General features: G+C 54.1%; 19 protein-coding genes. 10 read left to right on the top strand and 9 right to left on the bottom strand.

The features are described 5' to 3' along the window. Positions 1-284: 284 nt before the first annotated feature. From glyA to NF683_RS09350, 7 genes are all read left to right on the top strand, one after another. Positions 285-1,598, top strand: coding sequence for a serine hydroxymethyltransferase (glyA, locus tag NF683_RS09320; protein WP_089039312.1), 1,314 nt, complete (start codon positions 285-287; stop codon positions 1,596-1,598). Between the two features lie 47 nt (positions 1,599-1,645). Then, entirely contained in the window at positions 1,646-2,896 is a 1,251-nt protein-coding gene (locus NF683_RS09325) for a sarcosine oxidase subunit beta family protein (protein ID WP_083000851.1), read from the top strand. Between the two features lie 25 nt (positions 2,897-2,921). Further along, entirely contained in the window at positions 2,922-3,263 is a 342-nt protein-coding gene (locus tag NF683_RS09330) for a sarcosine oxidase subunit delta (protein WP_038480866.1), read from the top strand. Beyond that, entirely contained in the window at positions 3,260-6,310 is a 3,051-nt protein-coding gene (locus tag NF683_RS09335; protein ID WP_253921788.1) for a sarcosine oxidase subunit alpha family protein, read from the top strand. The genes NF683_RS09330 and NF683_RS09335 overlap by 4 nt, the downstream gene beginning before the upstream one ends. Further along, positions 6,303-6,938, top strand: coding sequence for a sarcosine oxidase subunit gamma (locus tag NF683_RS09340; protein WP_089039310.1), 636 nt, complete (start codon positions 6,303-6,305; stop codon positions 6,936-6,938). The genes NF683_RS09335 and NF683_RS09340 overlap by 8 nt, the downstream gene beginning before the upstream one ends. A 62-nt stretch (positions 6,939-7,000) precedes the next feature. Beyond that, entirely contained in the window at positions 7,001-7,867 is an 867-nt protein-coding gene (gene purU, locus NF683_RS09345; protein WP_089039309.1) for a formyltetrahydrofolate deformylase, read from the top strand. Positions 7,868-8,139: 272 nt separating this feature from the next. Then, positions 8,140-9,522, top strand: a complete 1,383-nt coding sequence (locus NF683_RS09350; protein WP_089039308.1) for an L-serine ammonia-lyase — start codon at positions 8,140-8,142, stop codon at positions 9,520-9,522. A gap of 448 nt (positions 9,523-9,970) precedes the next feature. Here NF683_RS09350 and NF683_RS21275 read toward each other — a convergent pair whose 3' ends face one another. Then, positions 9,971-10,801 (bottom strand): AraC family transcriptional regulator, encoded by an 831-nt coding sequence (locus NF683_RS21275; RefSeq protein ID WP_089039307.1) that lies wholly within the window; start codon positions 10,799-10,801, stop codon positions 9,971-9,973. Positions 10,802-11,040: 239 nt separating this feature from the next. Here NF683_RS21275 and lhpI point away from each other — a divergent pair, with 239 nt between their 5' ends. The 3 genes from lhpI to NF683_RS09370 are packed head-to-tail and all read left to right on the top strand — an operon-like array spanning position 11,041 to position 14,823. Continuing rightward, the gene (gene lhpI, locus NF683_RS09360) at positions 11,041-11,997 is read left to right on the top strand and encodes a bifunctional Delta(1)-pyrroline-2-carboxylate/Delta(1)-piperideine-2-carboxylate reductase (RefSeq protein ID WP_089039306.1); all 957 of its coding nucleotides are present in this window, start codon (positions 11,041-11,043) and stop codon (positions 11,995-11,997) included. 46 nt (positions 11,998-12,043) lie between these two features. Then, complete coding sequence (gene nhaC, locus NF683_RS09365) at positions 12,044-13,564, top strand: Na+/H+ antiporter NhaC (protein ID WP_089039305.1); 1,521 nt, start codon at positions 12,044-12,046, stop codon at positions 13,562-13,564. After that, positions 13,561-14,823, top strand: coding sequence for an NAD(P)/FAD-dependent oxidoreductase (locus NF683_RS09370; protein ID WP_253921789.1), 1,263 nt, complete (start codon positions 13,561-13,563; stop codon positions 14,821-14,823). Before nhaC ends, NF683_RS09370 begins: the two co-directional genes overlap by 4 nt. Before the next feature lie 366 nt (positions 14,824-15,189). Here the strand turns inward: NF683_RS09370 and phnP are convergent, their stop codons facing one another. From phnP to phnH, 8 genes are read right to left on the bottom strand one after another with little or no spacing between them, the layout of a single operon-like run. Next, positions 15,190-15,951 carry a phosphonate metabolism protein PhnP gene (gene phnP / locus NF683_RS09375; RefSeq protein ID WP_253921790.1) on the bottom strand — a complete coding sequence of 254 codons (762 nt, stop codon included), beginning with the start codon at positions 15,949-15,951 and terminating at the stop codon, positions 15,190-15,192. 32 nt (positions 15,952-15,983) lie between these two features. Next, positions 15,984-16,544, bottom strand: a complete 561-nt coding sequence (gene phnN, locus NF683_RS09380) for a ribose 1,5-bisphosphokinase (RefSeq protein WP_253921791.1) — start codon at positions 16,542-16,544, stop codon at positions 15,984-15,986. Next, a complete protein-coding gene (locus tag NF683_RS09385) occupies positions 16,544-17,692 on the bottom strand; it encodes an alpha-D-ribose 1-methylphosphonate 5-triphosphate diphosphatase (RefSeq protein ID WP_253921792.1) in 1,149 nt (382 codons plus the stop codon). The genes phnN and NF683_RS09385 overlap by 1 nt, the downstream gene beginning before the upstream one ends. Then, a complete protein-coding gene (gene phnL / locus NF683_RS09390; RefSeq protein WP_232471382.1) occupies positions 17,692-18,498 on the bottom strand; it encodes a phosphonate C-P lyase system protein PhnL in 807 nt (268 codons plus the stop codon). The genes NF683_RS09385 and phnL overlap by 1 nt, the downstream gene beginning before the upstream one ends. Positions 18,499-18,538: 40 nt before the next feature. After that, positions 18,539-19,357, bottom strand: a complete 819-nt coding sequence (gene phnK / locus NF683_RS09395; protein WP_089039300.1) for a phosphonate C-P lyase system protein PhnK — start codon at positions 19,355-19,357, stop codon at positions 18,539-18,541. Then, the gene (locus NF683_RS09400) at positions 19,354-20,220 is read right to left on the bottom strand and encodes an alpha-D-ribose 1-methylphosphonate 5-phosphate C-P-lyase PhnJ (RefSeq protein WP_089039299.1); all 867 of its coding nucleotides are present in this window, start codon (positions 20,218-20,220) and stop codon (positions 19,354-19,356) included. The genes phnK and NF683_RS09400 overlap by 4 nt, the downstream gene beginning before the upstream one ends. Further along, positions 20,207-21,322 carry a carbon-phosphorus lyase complex subunit PhnI gene (locus NF683_RS09405; protein ID WP_089039298.1) on the bottom strand — a complete coding sequence of 372 codons (1,116 nt, stop codon included), beginning with the start codon at positions 21,320-21,322 and terminating at the stop codon, positions 20,207-20,209. The genes NF683_RS09400 and NF683_RS09405 overlap by 14 nt, the downstream gene beginning before the upstream one ends. Beyond that, positions 21,322-22,041, bottom strand: coding sequence for a phosphonate C-P lyase system protein PhnH (phnH, locus tag NF683_RS09410; protein ID WP_253921793.1), 720 nt, complete (start codon positions 22,039-22,041; stop codon positions 21,322-21,324). Before phnH ends, NF683_RS09405 begins: the two co-directional genes overlap by 1 nt.

Consider the following 22,041-nt stretch of genomic DNA (forward strand, 5'->3'; position numbering starts at 1 on the left):
CAGTAAAGCGCCCTTTATGGCTTTTGCCGTTTAGGGCGCTTTTTTATGGGTAATCAATGACGATCTATCTGCACAGCCTGGCTAATTGATGTCGATGTCGCAAATGCATCGAGTGGTGACGTCAACAAGTATCTTGGGCTAGGAAACCAACGATAGTATCGCGGTAAGAAAACGTTGATAGGAACCTTGGTTGATAGAAACTCTGGTTGATAGAAACCTGGGCTTGTCAGCGTTAAAGAGAACGTCCAGCACTTAATAAAAAAGTCACTCATCAGGAGGCGATAATGCTTCAAAGTAATTTTTCCCCCAAAGCACGTTTGGCCAGTTACGACAGTTTGCTTGCAGAAGCAATTGCTGAAGAAACGGTACGCCAAGAAGCGCATATTGAGCTGATCGCCTCCGAAAATTACACCAGTCAACTTGTCATGGAAGCGCAGGGTACCCAACTGACTAACAAGTATGCGGAAGGCTATCCAGGCCGTCGCTACTACGGTGGTTGTGAATTCGTCGACAAGGTTGAGGCCTTAGCCATTGAACGTGCCTGCAACTTATTTAGTGCCAATTATGCCAATGTGCAGCCGCATTCCGGCGCTCAGGCCAATGCCGCTGTGTTTATGGCGCTGGTCAAACCTGGCGATACTATTCTAGGTATGAGCCTTGCCCACGGCGGCCATTTAACCCACGGCGCCGCCCCTAACTTCTCGGGCAAACACTACAACGCTGTTCAGTATGGCCTCAAGCCGGAAACCGGTGAGATCGATTACGAAGAAGTTGAGCGTTTGGCCCGTGAGCATCAGCCGAAAATGATCATTGCCGGTTTCTCTGCCTACTCTCGCGTGGTGGATTGGCGTCGTTTCCGCACTATCGCTGATGAAGTGGGTGCTTACTTAATGGTCGACATGGCCCACGTTGCAGGTTTAGTGGCAGCTAACCTTTATCCGAGCCCGCTGCCTCATGCCCACGTCGTCACTACTACTACCCACAAAACGCTGCGTGGCCCCCGTGGTGGCCTGATTCTGTCTGCGGATGGCGACGAGGCGCTCTACAAAAAGCTTAATGGTGCGGTCTTCCCAGGCCAGCAAGGTGGCCCATTGATGCATGTTATCGCGGCGAAAGCGGTGGCGTTCAAGGAAGCCATGAGCCAGGAGTTTGTGCGTTACCAGCAGCAGGTGATTGACAACGCCCAAGCCATGGCCAACGTATTCATGGAGCGCGGCTATGATGTCGTGTCGGGTGGTACCGAAGATCATCTTTTCTTAGTCTCGCTTATCCAGCAGGGCGTCACGGGTAAGGATGCGGATGCCGCATTGGGCCGCGCGCATATCACCGTTAATAAGAACACGGTGCCCAACGACCCGCAGAGCCCCTTCGTGACATCGGGTCTACGTATTGGTACCCCCGCGGTTACCACGCGTGGCTTCAATGCCCAAGAGTGTGGCGAACTAGCTGGCTGGATTTGCGACATCCTAGACGTATTAGCTGCTGGGAGTGATACCGCTGCCATCGAGGCCGAGGTGCTGGCTAAAGTGAGTGACGTGTGTGCCCGGCACCCTGTCTATGCTGAAGCTGTCGCTGAAGCCGTCGAATCTATTGCTTGAATCGGCTTGCCGGCAAGGCCCGGCGCGGCTGAACTAAGGAGACCACTATGCAACGCTATTCCGGCTTCGGCCTGGTCAAGCACGCGCTGAGCCACCATGAAAACTGGGAGCGCCAATGGCGCAATCCCACGCCTAAAAAGCAGTACGATGTGATCATCGTCGGTGGTGGTGGCCACGGTTTGGCCACGGCTTACTACTTGGCCAAAGAATTCGGTGTCAAGAATGTCGCGGTGATCGAGAAGGGCTGGTTGGGCGGTGGTAATACCGCCCGTAATACGACTATCGTGCGTTCGAACTACTTATGGGACGAATCGGCTGCCCTTTACGAACATGCCATGAAGCTGTGGGAAGGGCTTTCCCAAGACCTTAACTACAACGTCATGTTCTCCCAGCGAGGGGTGCTCAACCTGGGGCATACCCTGCAAGATATGCGCGATATCCAGCGCCGGGTTAACGCGAATCGCCTAAACGGCATTGATGGCGAAGTGCTGGACACCAAGGGGGTGCAGGCACTGGTGCCAATCATGGATTGTTCCAAGAACGCTCGCTACCCGGTGATGGGCGCTTCCTGGCAACCGCGTGCTGGGGTGGCGCGGCACGACGCTGTGGCCTGGGGCTATGCGCGCGGTGCTGATGCTCACGGGGTGGATATTCTCCAGCAGACCGAAGTTACCGGCTTCAAAATCCGTGACGGTAGGATCTACGGTGTGCACACCAACCGTGGCGATATCGAAGCCAAGACAGTGGGCTGTGTGACCGCCGGTAATTCTGGTGTGTTGGCCAATATGGGCGGCTTTCAGTTGCCTTTGGAATCTCACCCGCTACAAGCCCTGGTCTCCGAGCCGATCAAACCGATTCTCGATACCGTGGTGATGTCTAATCACGTACATGGCTATATCAGTCAGTCTGATAAAGGCGACCTAGTCATCGGCGCTGGCATTGACGGCTATAACGGCTATGGTCAGCGCGGTAGCTATCCTACCGTGGAACACACCCTTCAGGCGATCGTCGAGATGTTCCCGATCTTCTCTAGGGTGCGTATGAATCGTCAGTGGGGCGGTATTGTCGATACCTGTCCGGATGCCTGTCCGATTATCTCTAAAACACCGGTGAAGGGGTTGTTCTTCAACTGTGGTTGGGGCACGGGTGGCTTCAAAGCTACTCCAGGATCGGGTCACGTGTTCGCTGCCAGCTTGGCTAAGGGTGAGATGCACCCCATTGCTGAGCCGTTCTCCATGTTCCGCTTCCATAGCGGTGCGCTGATTGATGAGCACGGCGCCGCCGGCGTGGCCCACTAGGGTTCATACGAGAGGAGTATTCGTCATGTTTTATATCTATTGCCCCTACTGCGGCGAGCACCGTGAGGAAGAGGAGTTTCACCCCAAAGGCCAGGCGCATATTGAGCGACCCAAAGAGCCCGAGGCGTGTAGCGATGAAGAGTGGGGGAACTACCTTTTCTTCCGCAACAACCCCAGAGGGGTGCATCACGAAATGTGGGTGCATGCGGTAGGTTGCCGCAAGTTCTTCAACGTGACGCGTCATACGGTGAGCTACGAGATTCTCGAGACCTACAAAATGGGCGAGCAGCCGACGATAACTGCCGACAGCCAAAAGCAGCCTCGCGAGGCGGCAGCGGTAAGCCATCAGGAAGGAGTGCGGGCATGAGTAATTCTAAGCAACAAGTGTTCCGCCTAAAGGCAGGCGGCCGAATCGATCGCTCTCGCACGTTGAGCTTTACCTTTAACGGTCAGCGTTACCAAGGGCATCCTGGAGATACCCTGGCCTCGGCGCTGCTGGCTAACGGTGTGGATATCGTTAACCGCAGCTTTAAGTACTCGCGCCCCAGAGGTATCGTCGCCGCAGGCGCCGAAGAACCCAATGGCATTGTTCAATTAGGCAGTACCGAAGCGGCACAGGTACCCAATGTTCGCGCTACCCAGCAAGCACTGTTTGATGGATTAGCCGCCTGTAGCACCAACGGTTGGCCTAATGTACAGCGCGACTTGATGGGCTTGATAGGCAAGTTAGGTGGGCAATTTATGCCGCCGGGCTTCTACTACAAGACGTTTATGGCACCGGCGTCGATGTGGCTGACCTACGAAAAGTACATTCGCAAAGCGGCAGGCCTGGGCCGTAGCCCTATGGAAGCCGATCCAGACAGCTATGACCACCTTCATCAACACTGCGATGTGCTGGTCGTTGGCGCTGGTGCGGCTGGCTTGTCTGCAGCATTGGCTGCTGCCCGTGGCGGTGCGCGGGTGATCGTTGCCGATGAGCAAGAAGAGATGGGCGGTTCACTGTTGGGTAGCCGCGAAACTCTGGATGACAAGTCGGCAGACCAGTGGGTTGCTCGAGTGCTTGAAGAGCTAGCCGGATGTGACAACGTCACACTGCTGCCACGCACCACGGCTAACGGCTATCACGATCACAATTTTGTGACACTGCACGAGCGGCGTACTGAGCATCTGGGCGAAACGGCGCCTGTCGTCAATGGCCGCCGCCCGGTACGCTCCCGCATGCATCGAGTTCGCGCTGGTCAGGTGATCCTAGCCACAGGCGCTCACGAGCGGCCATTGGTGTATGCGGGAAATGACGTTCCAGGCAACCTATTGGCAAGCGCTGTTTCTACCTACATTCGACGCTATGGTGTCGTGCCAGGTCGCCAACTGGTGCTCTCCACCAGCAACGATGATGGCTATCGCGCCGCCTTAGACTGGAAGGAAGCAGGTTGCGAGGTGGTGGCGGTTGTTGATGCCCGCGAAGCACCTGCAGGGGATTGGGTCGATGCCGCCCGCGCCCAAGGTATCAAGATCATCACCGGCAGTGCCGTTATCGAGGCGAAAGGCAGCAACCGAGTCACTGCCGCTCGGGTGGCCAAGATCGATATTGGCGCTTACCGAGTCAGTGGCCCAGTCCAGGAATTGGCCTGCGACACTATTGCTAGCTCAGGTGGCTATAGTCCGGTTATCCACTTGGCTTCCCATACCGGCGCGCGGCCTACTTGGCGTGACGATATTCTCGGCTTTGTGCCAGGGCTAGTGAAAGGCGTTCATGCCTGCGGTGGCGCTAATGGCACCTATGCGTTGGGAGACGTACTTGCTGAGGGGGTTGAGGCTGGTATTAAAGCAGCGGCAGCCACAGGCCACGCGGCTCAGCCGGTTAACCTGCCTAGCGTTGAACGTCTCCAGCAGGGGCCTGCGGTGGCACTTTTCCAGGTTCCCCATGAGAAACCCACGCTGCGCGGGCCGAAGCAATTCGTTGACCTGCAGAACGACGTCACTGCGGCGGGCATCGAACTGGCTACCCGGGAAGGCTTTGAGTCTATCGAGCATATTAAGCGCTATACCGCGATGGGGTTCGGTACCGACCAAGGCAAGTTGGGCAATATTAACGGTATGGCCATTGCAGCTCGCTGCCTGAATCGCTCCATCCCCGAGGTGGGCACCACGGTATTTCGGCCAAATTATACGCCGGTGACCTTTGGCGCCATTGTGGGTCGCCACTGCCGTGATCTGTTCGATCCCGAGCGCTATACCGCTCTTCATCAGTGGCACGTTGAGCGCGGCGCCGAGTTTGAGGATGTCGGTCAGTGGAAGCGTCCCTGGTACTACCCACAGAAGGTGAATGGCAAGACCGAGACCATGCACGAAGCGGTCGCCCGGGAGTGTTTAGCGGTGCGCGAGAAAGTGGGTATTCTCGATGCTTCGACGCTTGGCAAGATCGACATTCAAGGGCCGGATGCGCGTGAATTCCTGGCGCGTGTCTATACCAACAAGTGGGAGAAGTTGGCAGTTGGTAAGTGCCGTTATGGCTTGATGTGCAAAGATGATGGCATGGTCACTGATGACGGTGTAACCAGCTGTCTTGCTGAAAATCACTTTTTGATGACCACCACCACCGGTGGTGCAGCAGCGATATTGGAATGGTTGGAGTTATGGCATCAGACCGAGTGGCCAGAACTGGATGTCTACTTCTCTTCAGTGACTGACCACTGGGCCACCATGACGATCACTGGCCCCGAAGCACGCAAGCTGCTGGCTGAGATGACGGATATCGATCTCGACCGCGATAGCTTTAAGTTTATGGAGTGGCGTGCTGGAAAAGTGGCCGGGGTGCCTGCGCGTGTTTATCGGATCTCCTTTACCGGTGAGTTGACCTTTGAGATTAACGTCCAAGCCAACTACGCCATGCACGTGTGGCAGACCCTGTTCAAGCATGGCGAGAAGTATGGCTTGACGCCTTATGGCACAGAGACCATGCACGTCCTGCGTGCTGAAAAAGGCTTTATTATCGTCGGCCAGGAAACCGACGGCTCGGTAACGCCGGAAGACCTGGGCATGCAGTGGTGCGTAGGTTACGACAAGCCTTTCTCATGGATTGGTAAGCGAGCCCTGACGCGAACGGATACCAAGCGCGAAAACCGCAAGCAGCTGGTGGGTCTCAAACCGAAGGACCCTACGGTGGTGCTGGAAGAGGGCGCCCAGATTGTGTTTGATCCCAAGCATGCGATCCCAATGCCCATGGCAGGGCATGTGACCTCAAGCTACTACAGCCCAATTCTGGACTCTGGATTTGCCTTAGCGGTGGTTAAGGGCGGCCTCAAGAAAATGGGCGAAACCGTCTATCTGCCCATGGCAGACGGCCAAGTTCACGAAGCCGAAATTGTCAGCACCATTTTTTATGATCCCAAGGGAGAGCGCCAAAATGTCTAATGCGGCCACTTTCGATACCCGTACTGATACCGCTATCCCGGTAGAGTCTCCGTTAGCCTTTAGCTATCGTCATAGCGGTGCTCCTCGTACTGGTAGTTCAAGTCGGGTTCAGCTACGCGAGCGGGCAATGCTTGGGCATCTGATCTTACGAGGCGGTGCCATCGTTCTCGATGAGGCGGTGCGCGATGTGCTGGGGATTAGTCTGCCTGGCAAGCCCCAGGCGCTAGTGCAGGATGCCAGCGGCGAGCGGTCCATTCAGTGGCTTTCTCCTGACGAGTGGCTGGTGATTGTGCCTGGCGGTGAGGAGTTCCCGCTAGAGACGCAGTTGCGGGAGCGTTTGGGGGATTCCCATTACGCCATCAGCGATGTCAGCGGTGGGCAGACGGTGTTAGAGATTACCGGAGAGGCGGCCCGCGAGCTGTTGATGAAAGCGGTGATCTACGACGTTCATCCCCGCCATTTTCCCGTGGGCAAAGGCGTTACTACCGTTTTCGCCAAGGCCACGACCATCCTTCGTCGGCCCAGTGAGGAGCGTTGGGAGTTAGTCGTGCGGCGCAGTTTTGCCGACTACTGCTACCGCTGGCTACTGGATGCAGCAGCAGAGTATGGCGTGAACGTAGAACAATAAGCAGGCAGGCCGAAACGCTGTTTCGGCCGCTATCTTCTGCCGCTAACAGAGATACATGCATTATGAGCCGAATGAGTGATACCTGGATACTTGCCGCCCAATGCCCAAGCCGTTTGGGAACGGTGGACGTTGTCACGCGCTTTTTAAAAGAGCAGCAGTGCTATATCACTGAACTCAACTCTTTCGATGACCGGCTTGGCGGACGCTTTTTCATTCGTGCCGAGTTTCGTCCAGAGCGAGACGACTTCCATGAAGAGCGCTTCCACGCCGATTTTACAGCGCGGGCAGGCGAATTCGATATGCAGTTTGAGCTGACGGCGCCGGGCAAACGCACAGGCGCCGTGATTATGGTCTCCAAGGCCGATCACTGCTTGAATGATCTGCTCTACCGTTATCGGACGGGCCAGCTTCCGCTGGATATCAAAGCGGTGATTTCCAACCATCCTGATCTGGAGCCGTTGGCAGCATGGCACGATTTGCCCTATCACTACCTGCCGATCACGCCCGAGACGAAATTGCAGCAGGAAGCGCAGATACGCGAAATCATCGCGGATACTGACGCTGAGCTGGTGGTGCTGGCAAGGTATATGCAGGTACTCTCCCCCTCAATGTGTGAACTATTAGCCGGGCGCGCTATCAATATTCATCACTCGCTACTGCCCGGTTTTAAAGGCGCTAAGCCTTATCATCAGGCGTACGAAAAAGGCGTCAAGCTAGTGGGGGCAACGGCACATTATATTAATAATGACCTTGATGAAGGGCCAATTATTGCTCAAGGGGTCGAGCCAGTGGATCACACCCACTACCCAGAGGATCTGGTTGCCAAGGGAAGGGATATCGAGTGCCTGACGCTGGCTAGAGCGATTAGCTATCACTTGGAACGTCGTGTGTTCTTTTATTCTGGGCGTACAGTGGTGTTTGGTAACTAAGGTTTTTGGCTTATAGCTATTAACGATAAACACACACAGTTATAGCGCGCTTTTATAACGGGGCTACTGTCAGCACCAAGCGTTTTTTAGTTCGCTAGGTAGCCCTTAGTTATGTATAAGCATGCTAATGCGTGCTTAAGAATTTCGGTTTATAAAAATAAAAACTTATCCATAAAAGATAGTTTCGTTTTATTTTTCATCACATCAATAACTTATTAAAACTTTCAGGCGCCGCCTGAGTTTCCCCTGTTTATACGTCAAGAGGTGCTCCAATGCCTATCAGTGTTTTCGACCTTTTTAAGATTGGAGTAGGCCCCTCCAGTTCCCATACCGTCGGGCCCATGCAGGCCGCTTTTAAGTATGTTACATCACTACGCGAAGCCGACCTTCTTGATCAAGTGGCCCGTCTAGACGTTCATCTTTATGGCTCACTGTCAGCGACGGGTATAGGGCACGCAACGGATCACGCGATTATTATGGGGCTAATGGGTGAGCGCCCCGACACGATTGATCCTTTGATTATTGGGCCATCTATTGCGTCGCTTAAAGAGAGTCAGTTATTAGAACTTGGACGCCAAAAAACAATCGCTTTTGATTGGAATCGCGATATTTATTTCCATGAAGAGAGTTTGCCTCATCATCCTAATGCCATGCGGCTTGCTGCCTTCACACATCAAGGTGAGTTGCTGCATGAAAATATCTACTATTCGGTAGGGGGCGGTTTTGTTGTTGAACAAGCCCAGGTGGATATGCCGTTAGAGGACTTTGATGGGGCAACTATTCCCTACAACTTCGATACAGCTGAAGAGCTGCTAGCATTATGTAAAAAAGAGCAGCTGAGTATTAGCCGCTTAATGCTAGAGAATGAGAAAGTATGGCGGACAGAAGACGAGGTCAGAAATGAGTTGTGGCGAATCTGGCAAGTCATGTGTGAGTGCATCGACAATGGGTTAACCCATGAAGGAGTATTGCCGGGTGGGTTAAACGTGAAACGCAGGGCTAAGCTGTTGCATCAGCGGCTTTTAGCCGCTGAGCAGAATGATTGCCTAATCGCATCGACGTTTTCAGCAATGGAATGGGTGAATATTTTTGCCCTCGCGGTTAATGAAGAGAATGCCGCAGGAGGGCGGATGGTAACGGCGCCCACCAACGGTGCTGCGGGCATTATTCCCGCTGTTCTGCACTACTACATGAAATTTCAGCCCAACGCCTGCGAGAAAAACGTCGTGGACTTTCTACTAGCGGCAGGTGCCATTGGCATTCTCTGTAAGAAAAACGCGTCGATATCGGGGGCAGAGGTGGGCTGCCAAGGGGAGGTCGGCTCGGCGTGCGCCATGGCGGCGGCTGGCTTAGCGGATGTGATGGGCGGAACGCCCGAGCAAGTAGAGCATGCGGCCGAAATCGGCCTGGAACACAATTTAGGGTTAACCTGCGACCCGGTGGGAGGGCTGGTTCAAGTGCCGTGTATCGAGCGCAACGCTATTGCCACCGTAAAAGCCATTAATGCAGCGCAAATGGCATTGCACGGTGATGGTACTCACTTTATATCGTTGGATAAGGTCATTCGCACTATGCGCGATACGGGGAGAGACATGCTTGATAAATATAAGGAAACATCCAAAGGTGGACTGGCCGTTAATGCTATTGAATGCTGATCGCTAATGTATTCGGCAGGGTAGTTAAATTATCAGTCGTTTGGGTGCGTTGTTTTAACGCTACTGACCTGCGATATCCAAGGCACCTGAGCACTTGCGCCGGTGCCCGATAAACGAGCCGTTTTCGGGGGAGGGCATTCAGTTGGTTTGACTACCTTTCACCATCCGGCGGTGGCCTGCCGTAAGTTCGTTCTTTTGGGGAAGTACTACCGTATCAGGCCACTCGTGTTCTCGTTGGTCTCACAGAGCTCGGAGCGGTAGGGATCACAGGTGTGAGTGTTGCGCAGAATAATGGTTTGGACAGCTCCCTGTCGACGCACCCAGGTTATGCCCACGTCATAGTTGGCATGGATATGGCGTCGTCGAGCGTAGGTCAGTAAAGCAGAGGAAATATCGGCACTGGCCCTTTTTTCTCGACCTTGGTGCCCAAAATACTGCGGTTATTTTATTAGTCTAAGTTTAACTGATTTATTTGCGATCGCGTAGAGCTCTGACTCCGAATTGCCGATGGTGCATGACCAAAATGTTTGCGAAAAGCGCGAGAAAAGGAAGAACTGTCTGAGAAACCTAAATCCATGGCAATTCTACCCAACGGCAACCGAGTGGTTTGCAGCCATGTCATTGCCCATGATAACCGTCGCTCTAATACATACTGCTGTGGAGATTTACCAAAATGGCGCACAAATAGTAGATGCATTTGGCTTTGCCCTAAATGCAGAAAATCGGCAAGTGCGTAATTAGAAGGTGGTATTTCCAACGATGTATCAATAAAGGAATTGATGTCACTAGCTGAAATGCGGCAATTTTTTGGCAGCGCTTCCAGGCTGCCTACAGCCATCAGCTCATAAACTTGCGTAACAAACATCATTGCCAGTTGTCGTCGCAGTAGATAACGCGAGTCCCTAGGGCCAAAAAAGCGGAGTTGCTCAACTGCATGACTCACTGTCGATACGAGGATCGGAGGCATATCAAATAAAAGTGGTCTGGAAAAAAGCTGCTCCGACATATCGATATTGGCGTCTTTTTCAAGTACGGATAAGCAGCTGTCATAGCTGCTTAAATCAATAACCAGCAGCTCACTGCAATCATTACGACCAGTATAAATGTGTCTTTCATTGGCAGGTATAATCGCGGCCGTCGTGGCATTCAGGCTTCCTGTTGCTTTCTCAAGCTCACAGTTCATCTCTCCACGCCACCCTAGCAATAGCTGTGGGAAGTCATGGCAATGCTCGCCCGAACTACGGGCAATACGGTTACACCTTGCTTGAGTTTGTTGCATTGTCGTTATCCTGATATCACTCAATCCGTACAAGCTGTAGGCAAGCTGGGGATGTTGCTCTGTGTAGGGAAACACAGAATAGCTGTAGGCTCTGAGCCACTCTTTGTTAGGTATACGCGACTATTTTAAAGACTAGCCTTCAAACGGAATACATGACAACTATTACGGAGTCCATGCCAAGACTTTGCAACCTCCTCCATCTTAGTCTGTATCGATGCATTTTATAAATGGAGTCTGGTATGTATTTCAACGCTGAACAAGTTATCGATGCCTTACCTTGGGAGGCTCTAATCGGTGCTCTCGACGTAATATTTACTCGCGACGTACAGTCACCTATCCGCCACCACCATCACTTGAAAGTCAGTGGCGATCCAGATGCAACGTTATTGCTGATGCCAGCATGGATAGAGAATCGCTACCTAGGTGTTAAGCAAGTAAATGTTTTTCCTGGCAATACAGCGCGTCATGAGCCGGGACTTACCGGCCACTACCTGCTTAGTTGTGCACGTACTGGAAAACATTTGGCTCAGTTCGAAGCCAACGAGCTGACATCACGCAGAACAGCGGCTGCGTCAGCGCTGGCCTCTCGATACCTCTCCCGCGAAAATTCGGCAGAGTTGCTAATGGTAGGTGCCGGGAGGATGGCGCGTCGCCTAGTGCCCGCCCATGCATCGGTACGTCCGATTAAACGAGTCCGTGTATGGGACCTTTACCCCAAATCAGCCGCTACCCTGGTCGATGAGCTTATTGAACAGGGCTACCAAGCAGAGGTGGTCTCCGTAGATAGCCTTCAGCAGGCCGTTAGCGAAGCCGACATCATCAGTTGCGCCACACTTAGTCAAGAACCACTGATTCGTGGCGAATGGCTCACGCCAGGAACGCATGTCGATTTGGTCGGCAGCTTTACGCCTTATATGCGAGAAGCCGATGATGAAGTTATGCGCAGGGGCTATGTATTTGTTGACACTAGAGCGGGTGCCTTAGCCGAGAGTGGAGATTTAATTGACCCCATTAAGTCCGGTGTCATAAGTGAGTCGGATGTATTAGCAGATTTTTATGAACTTTGTGGCATGCGGCACCTGGGACGGAGCGAGCTAAACAACCCCAATGAAGCTGTGACGGTGTTTAAAGCAGTCGGGGCGTCTTCTGAAGACCTTGCTGCTGCGATCACTGCTTATGAAAGGAGCTGCAATTAATCACAGTTGACTGACGATCTAATGCTGAATAAAAGGAATAACCAGCTTGAAAAATAAAAGTAAAGCCATTGGGCTACCGTCGCTAAGTATGGCGCTTCTGCCAATCATACTTACTATCGGCCTGTTGGCGATTCAGCTTTTCTATTACGGTGACTTCACGCCTCATATACCGCTAGCTTTAGGTGCGGGTATTGCCGCACTCTTTGGCTGGAGTCGTGGCTATCGCTGGGACGAAATGCAAGTCGGTGGCTTTAAGCTGCTCCACGTCGCGATGCCTGCTGTTGCCACCTTAATTGTGGTGGGCATGTTGATCGGCGTTTTGATTGCCAGCGGCACGGTTCCCACGCTGATTTACTATGGTCTAGAACTCCTCAGTCCCCAGTGGTTTCTAGCGGCTACTATGCTGATGTGCGCTATTGTGTCACTGGTAGTAGGCTCTTCTTGGACCACAGTAGGTACTGTTGGACTTGCATTGATGGGGATCGGTGTTGCCCTCGAAGTGCCTGTTTACTGGACCTCAGGGGCGATAGTCTCCGGTGCTTTTTTTGGTGACAAGATGTCTCCGCTATCTGATACGACCAACCTTTCGCCTGCCGTCACCGAAACCAATATTTTCGATCATATTAAAAACATGCTGCCCACCACGGTGCCGGCTATGCTCATTGCTTTGGTGATTTATGCTTGGGTGGGAGGGGGAGACCAGGAAGCCACGACAACGCTGGCCCGCATTGTTGATATTCGTGAAGGTCTGTCTGGTGCTTTCCAATTGGGAGCCTGGCAGTTGCTTCCGTTGCTGGTGATTTTATCGTTAGCCTTTCTGAAAGTCGCGCCTATTCCCGCTCTGTTCACCGCAACCTGTTTAGGTGGTCTCATCGCTATACTGACCCAGGGCGTTTCCTTTCACGATGTTTTGACCTACGCCCATAGTGGCTATGCGATTGAAACAGGAGTCGGGCCGCTAGATACCCTACTTAACCGTGGCGGTGTCACGTCTATGACCTGGGTGGTGACGCTAATCATTTTTGCATTGATCTTTGGCGGTATTTTGGAAAAGACCCGTTGCTTAGAAAAAGTGGTCGCCACTATTACCGAAAAAGCGCGTAGTTTTAGGGCGTTGCAAACGAGTGCGGTGTTAACGCCTATTTTTGTCAACGCTATCTCCGGTGATGTTTATCTATCTATTGCGTTACCCGGCCGTATGTACGTTAGCGCTTATGACCGACTCGGTTACTCGCGACTTAACCTCGCACGTGCGATCGAAGAGGGCGGCACTCTGATGTCTCCGCTGATTCCTTGGAATGTAGGTGGCGCTTTTGTTATCACCACTCTGGGGCTAACAGTGGGCGACGGTGATTTTAGCGCCTTGCTCTATATACCTCTAGCATTTGCCTGCTGGCTATCGCCGCTGTTGAGCATCATCTACGCCCAGTTCGGTTGGTTCTCCTATAAAGCCGATCCTAAGAAGCGCCCCAACAGTGACCAGCCTGCTAAGCTCACGTCCCAGGACGATGAATCTGCGCTGATACAAGACGAAAATCTGGTGCTTAACAATTCGAGGGTTTCATGAGTTTTGAAACTTCCCCACGTCACCCCGATGTGGTAGTTATCGGGGCTGGTCTGATCGGCATGACAACGGCGCTGAAGCTCCAACAGGAGGGAGCTCGAGTGCGGGTTGTGGATCGCGATGAACCGGGCAAGGGTGCCTCTTTTGGCAACGCTGGTTATCTTGCCACTGAACTGGTTGATCCTCTTTCCACACCCGAGATACTCCGTAAAGCCCCAGAGCTACTGCTTAATCCACATGGGCCATTGGCGCTGCCGCCGCGTTACTTGCCACACTTGCTTCCGTGGCTGTTACGTTTTGTCATGGCGGCTAGAAAGCCTGACGTTTACAAGGGGCGTCAAGCACTGACCGCGCTCAACAGCCATTCCTTGGCGGCATGGAAACGCTGTCTGGCAGGGATCGGTGCCCAGGACGAATTGATCTCTTCGGGTTATTTGATGGTCTGGGAAAATGCGCGTGCTCTGGAACAGGCGTGTCGGCATCGTGACAAGCTTGAAAAGTACGCTATCGAAGCAATTCTGTTAGATGCCGGTGCGGTACAGGCGCGGGATAGTGGTCTGAACCCGAATATTCATCATGCTCTGCTTTTTCCCAACGCTCATCAGGTAAGCGACCCTTATCGCGTTTTGCAGCGCTTGGTCGAGGCATTTGAAAATGCGGGCGGGGACATCGTGCAAGAAGATGTCGAGCAGATCGGTGTGACCAGAGAAGGTATCGCCATTCGCTCATATCAGCGCACTAGTGAAGCGCAGCGAGTGGTCATCGCCACTGGTGCCTGGAGTGCTAAGCTAGCGGAGCAGTTGGATCTGAAGATACCGCTGGAGGCTGAAAGTGGCCATAGTCTCACTATTACTAACCGCAAGAATGCGTTACGTCAGCCAGTTGGTTCGGCTGAGCGTAATATCGTTATGACACCCATGCAATGTGGTCTTAGAGTGGTTGGCTTCTCTGAACTGGGCGGGTTGGCGCTAACGCCCAACCCTAAACGTTCACAAACGCTTAAGCATCATGCTTCCGCACTTTTGAGCGATGACCATGGCGTTGGACAAGCCTGTGACTGGATGGGGTTTCGCCCGACATTGCCAGACTCTTTGCCAGTGATCGGTCGGCATCCTAAATACCCGCAGGTGCAGTTTGCATTTGGCCATCAACATCTAGGGGTGACTCAAGCGGCGATTACCGCCGAACTGATCGCCGATCAACTGGCGGGGCGCCCTTCCGATATTAATCTGGCGCCTTTCCGAGCAGGTCGTTTCGCGTAATATTAAACCTGATCTGGCACTATATTAATATTAGTGTCAGATCACTTGTCTCTTTTGATGGGCCTCTTCTGTCCGACACCTTTTAAGCCGCGTTGTCACCTTCAGTGCAATCTTCAGCACATAATGTATATCGAGACATGGTGTGTACTACCGATGCGTCCGGCTCTGGGGTTTTCTCGCGATTGAGCAGTGCCGATGAGCTCTCAGTAAGTAGAGAGCTCAGTTCGACTGATAGTTTCCAAGAAGAGCGTGTTTGATAGGAGCAAAACCAATCAGAACGCCAACGCGTTAACCGGATAATAAAGTTAACGTGCATACCTTAATGCTGCTCTCGAATACTTGTTAGTTAAATTATTATTAGGGTGTTTATGGCCAATTATCGAGCGTATCTCCATCTTGAGCAATGCGCACGTTGAGTGGCAGGTCCATAGGTTTCAACAGGCGCTCAGCGTCAAGCTCATGGCTGATATGAGTGAGGTAGGCCCGGGGTGGATTTAGCCGAGTGATAATATCTAGCGCTTGGGTAATCGTGTTGTGATTTCGAGGTGTCGCGTAGGAAGCTGGGTGGCAGGCATCCAGTACTACCACGTCAGGTTGCCAGCTGTTTAGAAAGCGCTCCGTTTCTACCGGCAGACCGAAGGTGTCGGTGAGATACGCAAGCCTTGTACCGCCATCATCAAGACAATAGCCCAGTGTGGGCTTGGAGTGTTTGAGCGGCACAGGCGTCACTGTCAGACTATCGAACTTGATCGTTCTGAATGGTTTGAGCCCGGGCTGAAAATCCAGTATCCCAGAATTTCGATGCAAATCTGCGCAGCCCTGGGCGTCCTTGGGTCCATAAACCGGAATCGGCTCTCCGCAACCCCAGCGCAAATGAAAAAGGCCTTGAACATGGTCGGCATGATAATGCGTGATTAAGAATGCCGCAGGTCGTTCCATCTCGCAGCTAAGTGCCAAATCCATGCGTCCGGCGTCAAGCAGGTAACGCTTGCCGTCGACCCTGACCTCCGCCGAGCAGGGGCTGCGCTGTAAGCTGGTGAACACCCTGGCTCGGTTACAGGCCACACAGTTGCATCCAAAGCGTGGTACCTGAGCGCTGTCGCCGGTACCATTAAATCGAAACTCCATCGATAGTTCCCCTGCTATAGCTTCCCTGGATTCTATAACTTGGACGAAGAGCGTCCCTCGATCACCGCTGTCAGTGCCGCGAGGCTATCTGAAAGCTTTCCGCCATTGTCGACTCGGGCGATCTCAGGAAAAGACTCGGCCAGTTCGCGCTCCATTGCGTGGTGGCGTCTGAGCCGGTGTTCGACTTCGCAGGGCGATTCTCGTCCACGTTCAATTAGCCGACGACGCAGCACCTCGGCAGGCGCAGTGATCACTACCGGAAGAAGCGCCTCACCGAAACGATCGTACGCCTTCGGTAAGGCTCGGCGGCTACCGTTAAGTAGCACGATGGCATCTTTGGCAAGCCACGACTCAACCTCCACGCCAACGCCATAATTTAAGTTGTGAGCATGCCAGTCGAGGCACAGTAGGCCAGATTCGCGACGCACCGCGAATTCGGCATTGCTGAGTGACACGCAGTCTTCATCCATGCCACTTTCCCGAGTGAGATAGCGGTGGGCAACGACCCACTCGGGGTGAGCGCGGCGTGCGGCCTGTAGCAAGCTGTCCTTGCCCACGCCGCTAGCACCGATCAAATAGACCAGTCGTCCCATTAGTGCACCTGTTTTCCAGCGCACCATACCCGCTGTACCAGCGGATGGCCGTCTACTTCTCGCACCCGAATCAGGTCAGCGCGTAGCCCCTCACTAAGGCGGCCACGGTCATCAAGCCCGACCGCTTTGGCAGGATTACGCGAAGCGCAGGCCACAGCACGGGGTAGGTCATAGCCTCCCTCCATAGCGGCAATCTGGAAGACTGCGTCTAGAAGCGCAGCCGGGTAGTAGTCCGAAGAAAGAATATCAAGCACGCCATGGCGCACTAACTCACTGGCGGCAATATTGCCGGAATGGGAGCCTCCACGTACCACATTAGGCGCACCCATCATCACTGCCATGCCGTTCTTATGTGAGGCTTTGGCAGCTTCCAGGGTCGTTGGAAACTCCGCTACTTTAGTGCCGTACTCAAGGCTTTCGGCCACATGCTCTACAGTGGCATCGTCGTGGCTGGCAAGCGCTAGACCACGCTCATGGCAGGCTTGAGAAATTGCTTTACGGTAGGCGCTTGAATATTGGGCGCTAAAGCCCTGCTGACGCTCGATGAACGCATCAAGGCTGGCATCATCGAAGCCGTGCTTGCCCTTGTAGTACACTCGGTAGGCGTCGAAGCTGGCAAACTGGCGTTGCCCTGGCGAGTGGTCCATCAAAGATACCAGGCCAAGTTCAGGAGTGTCCGCAAGGGACTGAAAGCGTGCCAGCGTATCTGGGTGGCAAACCTCGCAGCGTAGATGTAAACGGTGGTCTACGCGGGCCATGCCGTTGCGGTTGATCTCGGTCAGAGCCTCAACCATCTGATGCAACGCATTCTGACGCATGCTGTGGTCATCCACGTCGCCAATGGACACCGCATCAAATACTGTGGTGATCCCGCTCGCTGCCATCTGCGCATCGTGGGCCAAGGCTGCTGATCGCGGTGGCCACGATACTTTAGGCCGTGGCTGAAAGTATTTCTCCATATTATCAGTGTGCAGCTCGATCAACCCGGGGATCAGCAGGTCGCCTGCGCAGTCGATAGCGCCTGGCAGTGTACTAAGCCCACGTTCAACGGCCATGATCATTCCGTCCTTGATGACAAGGCTGCCATGGACTATGTCATCTTCGAGTACTAGGCGAGCGTTGGTCAGAATCTGGTCATTGGCACCCATCACAGCGCCTCCTTGGTATCACTTTTCCCTGCTGGCGATGTAGCAAAGGAACTAGCTAACGCTTGGCCCGAGTCAGCGTCTGAGAACGGGGTGTCACTTGAGCGCAACATATGGTTTTCCAATGGCAGCAGGCGGTCGGCGACGCGATCGCGAACATCTTCGTCGTGAAATATACCCAGCATTGCGCTGCCGCGAGCCTTGGCTTCCAGAATCAGCTCGACCACGACATCGCGATTAGCACTATCCAGAGAGGCGGTGGGCTCGTCCAACAGCAGCAGCGGATGCTCTGCAATAAAGCCACGGGCAATGTTGACGCGTTGTTGCTCGCCCCCTGAAAAGGTCCCAGGGGCCAGGCTCCACAGTCGCTCAGGGAGATTGAGCCGGGCTAGTAGCGCTTCGGCACGACTGCGCGCTTCGTTTACCTCACAGCCTCTAGACAGTAGCGGCTCCATGACTACTTCTCGCGCAGAGACCCGTGGCACTACACGCAAAAACTGGCTTACATAGCCAATCACATCGCGACGCAAGACATGCCACGCCTGGGCAGGTAGGTCTGAAAGTTCCAGTTCACTGTCATCGAAGTGCAGCGTCAATCGGCCACCGGAGACGCGGTAATTGCCATTAACCATTTTCAGCAAGGTACTTTTGCCGATACCGCTACGTCCGGCCAGCACAAGACATTCGCCTGGCACTAGGCTTAGTTCAAGGCCGCGCATCACGGTAAGTTGCTGGCCGCCCTGAGCATGTAGTATGAAAGACTTGTCGAGCGACGATGCGCTCAGAAAGGCTTGTTTGTTCGCCATCATAGCGGGCTCCTCAACGTAAAATCCTGAGAGTGGGCACGGTTCATGGTGTCAGCACCGATGACACGAGTAGCTGGGTGTAATCGTGCTGTGGGTCGTCCAGAATCTGGTCGGTTAGCCCAGCTTCCACTACCCGTCCACGGCGCATCACCATCAGTCTGTGGGCCAGCAGTCGGGCAACCGCTAGGTCATGAGTAACCAGAATCACTGAGAGACCAAGCTCCCGGGTCAAGGTGCGTAGCATGTCGAGAAGGCGTGCTTGGACTGAGACATCGAGGCCACCGGTGGGCTCATCCATAAACACTAGGCGGGGTTCGGTCACCAGCGTTCGGGCAATCTGCAGGCGTTGTTGCATGCCGCCCGAGAACGTTTGTGGCGCATCATCGATGCGACGTGGGTCTAATTCTACTCGCCCCATCCAGTCCTGGCTGGCGGCCCGCAGGTTACCGTAATGGCGTTGCCCCAGTGCCATCAGGCGCTCGCTAATGTTGGCCCCAGCGGATACTCCTAGGCGCAAGCCATCACGAGGGTTCTGGTGCACAAGGCCCCACTCGAGACGCAGCAGTGCCCGGCGCCGAGCCTCACTAATAGCGTAAAGATCAAACTCATCTTTTGCCTCAACAGCTGCAGTGCCGAATGGCTCCGGGCGGTGGTAAATCACTTGACCGTTATCGGGCTTTTCAAGCCCTGATAACACCCTCAGTAGGGTCGACTTACCAGAGCCTGATTCACCGACGATGCCGAGTACTTCACCTTGGTGCAGGGTGAAATCGATGTCCTGGCAACCCTGGTTGGGGCCGTATAAACGCGTAATGTCGCGCGCTTCAAGAAGGGCAGGGCGAGTAAGCAGTGGGCGCTTCATGCCACCTCCTCGTGGCGATCTTGGCAGTAGTCCGTATCCGAGCAGACGAACATCCGTCCTCCCTGATCGTCGGTGATAACTTCGTCAAGGTAGCTATCGGTAGCCCCGCACAAAGCGCACGGTTCCCCCCAGGTCTGGACCTCAAACGGATGATCTTCGAAATCTAAGCTCTTAACCCGTGTGTACGGCGGAATGGCATACAGGCGCTTTTCGCGGCCCGCGCCGAACAGCATTAGCGCTTCGCTCATGTCGAGCTTGGGGTTATCAAATTTGGGAATCGGTGAGGGGTCCATAACATAGCGATCAGCGACCTTGACCGGATAGGCATAAGTTGTCGCGATATGTCCATGACGGGCAATGTCTTCGTAGAGTTTGACGTGCATCACGCCATACTCTTCAAGGCCATGCATTATTCGGGTTTCCTCTTCGCTTGGCTCAATAAATCGCAGCGGTTCTGGGATGGGCACCTGGAACACTAGAATTTGGCCTTTCGTCAAGGCTTGTTCGGGGATTCTGTGGCGGGTCTGGATCACACTGGCCTCCCCGGTTCGGGTCGTCGTCTCGACCCCAGCCACGCGCTCGAAAAAAGTACGAATACTGACGGCGTTAGTGGTGTCGTCGGCGCCTTGGTCAATCACTTTAAGCACATCATCAGCGCCAAGGATGCTAGCGGTAAGCTGCATGCCCCCCGTACCCCAACCGTAAGGCATTGGCATTTCTCGGCCACCGAAAGGAACCTGATAGCCGGGAATCGCGACTGCCTTGAGCAGCGCACGGCGGATCATGCGTTTAGTTTGCTCGTCGAGATAGGCGAAGTTGTAGCCGCTATAAACATTGTCGGCTTTGTCATTACTGGCGTTCATTTCGGACGCTCCTGCTGGGAAGGCGAGAGTCTGCAGATTCTTGAGTGGTGTGTTCACGACGCAGGCGACGCAGCAGCTCTAACTCCGACTGGAAATCGACGTAATGCGGCAGCTTCAAGTGAGAAACAAAGCCGGAGGCTTCAACATTGTCGGCGTGAGCTAGTACGAACTCTGCCTGCTGGGCAGGGCCTTGAATCGGCTCACCCAGTTCTTCCGCGCGCAACGCGCGATCGACCAGCGCCATGGCCATGGTTTTGCGTTCGTTACGGCCAAAGGCCAAACCATAGCCGCGAGTAAACTGAGGCGCCTTTTCACGGCTGCCGCCAAACTGATTGATCATCTGGCATTCGCTAATGACGATCTCCCCGAGACAGACGGGGCCATCAAAGCCTTCCACCTCAATCTCCACTTCGACGGTGCCTTGACGAATCTCTCCAGCGAAAGGATGGTTGCGGCCGTAGCCACGCTGGGTCGAATAGCCCAGTGCTAGCAGATATCCTTCGTCGCCGCGCGCCAGCATTTGCAGGCGAGTAGCCCGATCAACCGGGAAGTCGGGTGGATCCTGAGTGATGTCGTAAGGCACGGCACCATCATCAACCTCTTGTTCAATCAACCCTTCGGCATCAAGGGCATCGAGTATTTGCGGGCAGGCTTCTAGTCCAGCCTCGGCACGCGCTGGGTCGGGGATCTCGCCCTCTGCCAGCAGCATGAAGTCAAGTAGGCGGTGGGTGTAGTCGTAGGTTGGCCCAAGAACTTGGCCTCCGGGGACATCCTTAAAAGCGGCACTGATACGGCGCTCTACCTGCATGTCACTTGTCTTGAGTGGGGTGCTATCGGCCAGCCTTGGTAAGGTAGTGCGATAGGCGCGCAGCAGAAAGACTGCTTCTGTCAGATCACCGCTGGCTTGCTTTAATGCCAAAGCAGCGAGCTCAGGGTCATGCAGTGAAGCCTCAGCCATGACGCGATCCACGGCGAGACCGAGCTGACGACAAACCTGGTCAACGCTAAGCTCGGGCTGTGCTCGGTCGCCTCGACGGCGGTCTGCCATCCACTGATGGGCGTTGGCGATGGCCTGTTCGCCACCTTTTACAGCAACGTACATTAGGCGTTCTCCTCTGCACAGACAGCTGCTTGATCCATTGAAGCCATGCCGACTAGAGGCTCTATACGAGTGCTACGCGGAATCGCAACTAGACGCTCTGAGCAGGTCAAAATAGTGTCTAGTCCGCGGGGAAAGCTGCCGCTATTAGCCTTCAAGCGTGTTATTAACACCTCGGCAGAAGCATCCAGCTCAAGCATTCGCGTATCGGCAATACCAGGGCCGCTCAGGCGCCAACGGCCAGTGTTATTGCTGGGTTGTCCTTCGGCGTTGGTCAATGTCTCCAATACCACCAACAGGGTTGTGTTGCGGTCCGGGTGAGTGTCGCTGCCTTCGGCGAAGCCTGGCAGGTCCTGACAACTCTGCGGTGTTAGTAGGGCGAAGTCGGCCTGGTCGGCCTGGGTCACAATGCGTGCCCCTGTGTGGAAAGCGATAGCCTCTGCCATGCCATCACGATCCAGCTCGTTGGAGATCCATATCCGCGAGTCCAGGTCGCACAGTGCTAGGAGTACTCCCCAGGCAGCGCGTGACAAGCCAACGCCTTCGGGTAGGGGTGAGAGACTAACTTCCTCAATGGTGCCGGGTTCAGCCATAGCGCTTAGCAGTTGGCGGAATAAGCGTTGGCCATGGTGAACAGCGTCATCAAGGGCTGGCCAGTCATGCGGCCTTAGATCATGCGATCGCTGATCGTGAGGCTCGGCACTTGTTAAAATATGCTGCAT

Source organism: Halomonas sp. MS1 (assembly GCF_024182575.1).
In the GTDB taxonomy this organism is placed as follows: domain Bacteria; phylum Pseudomonadota; class Gammaproteobacteria; order Pseudomonadales; family Halomonadaceae; genus Vreelandella.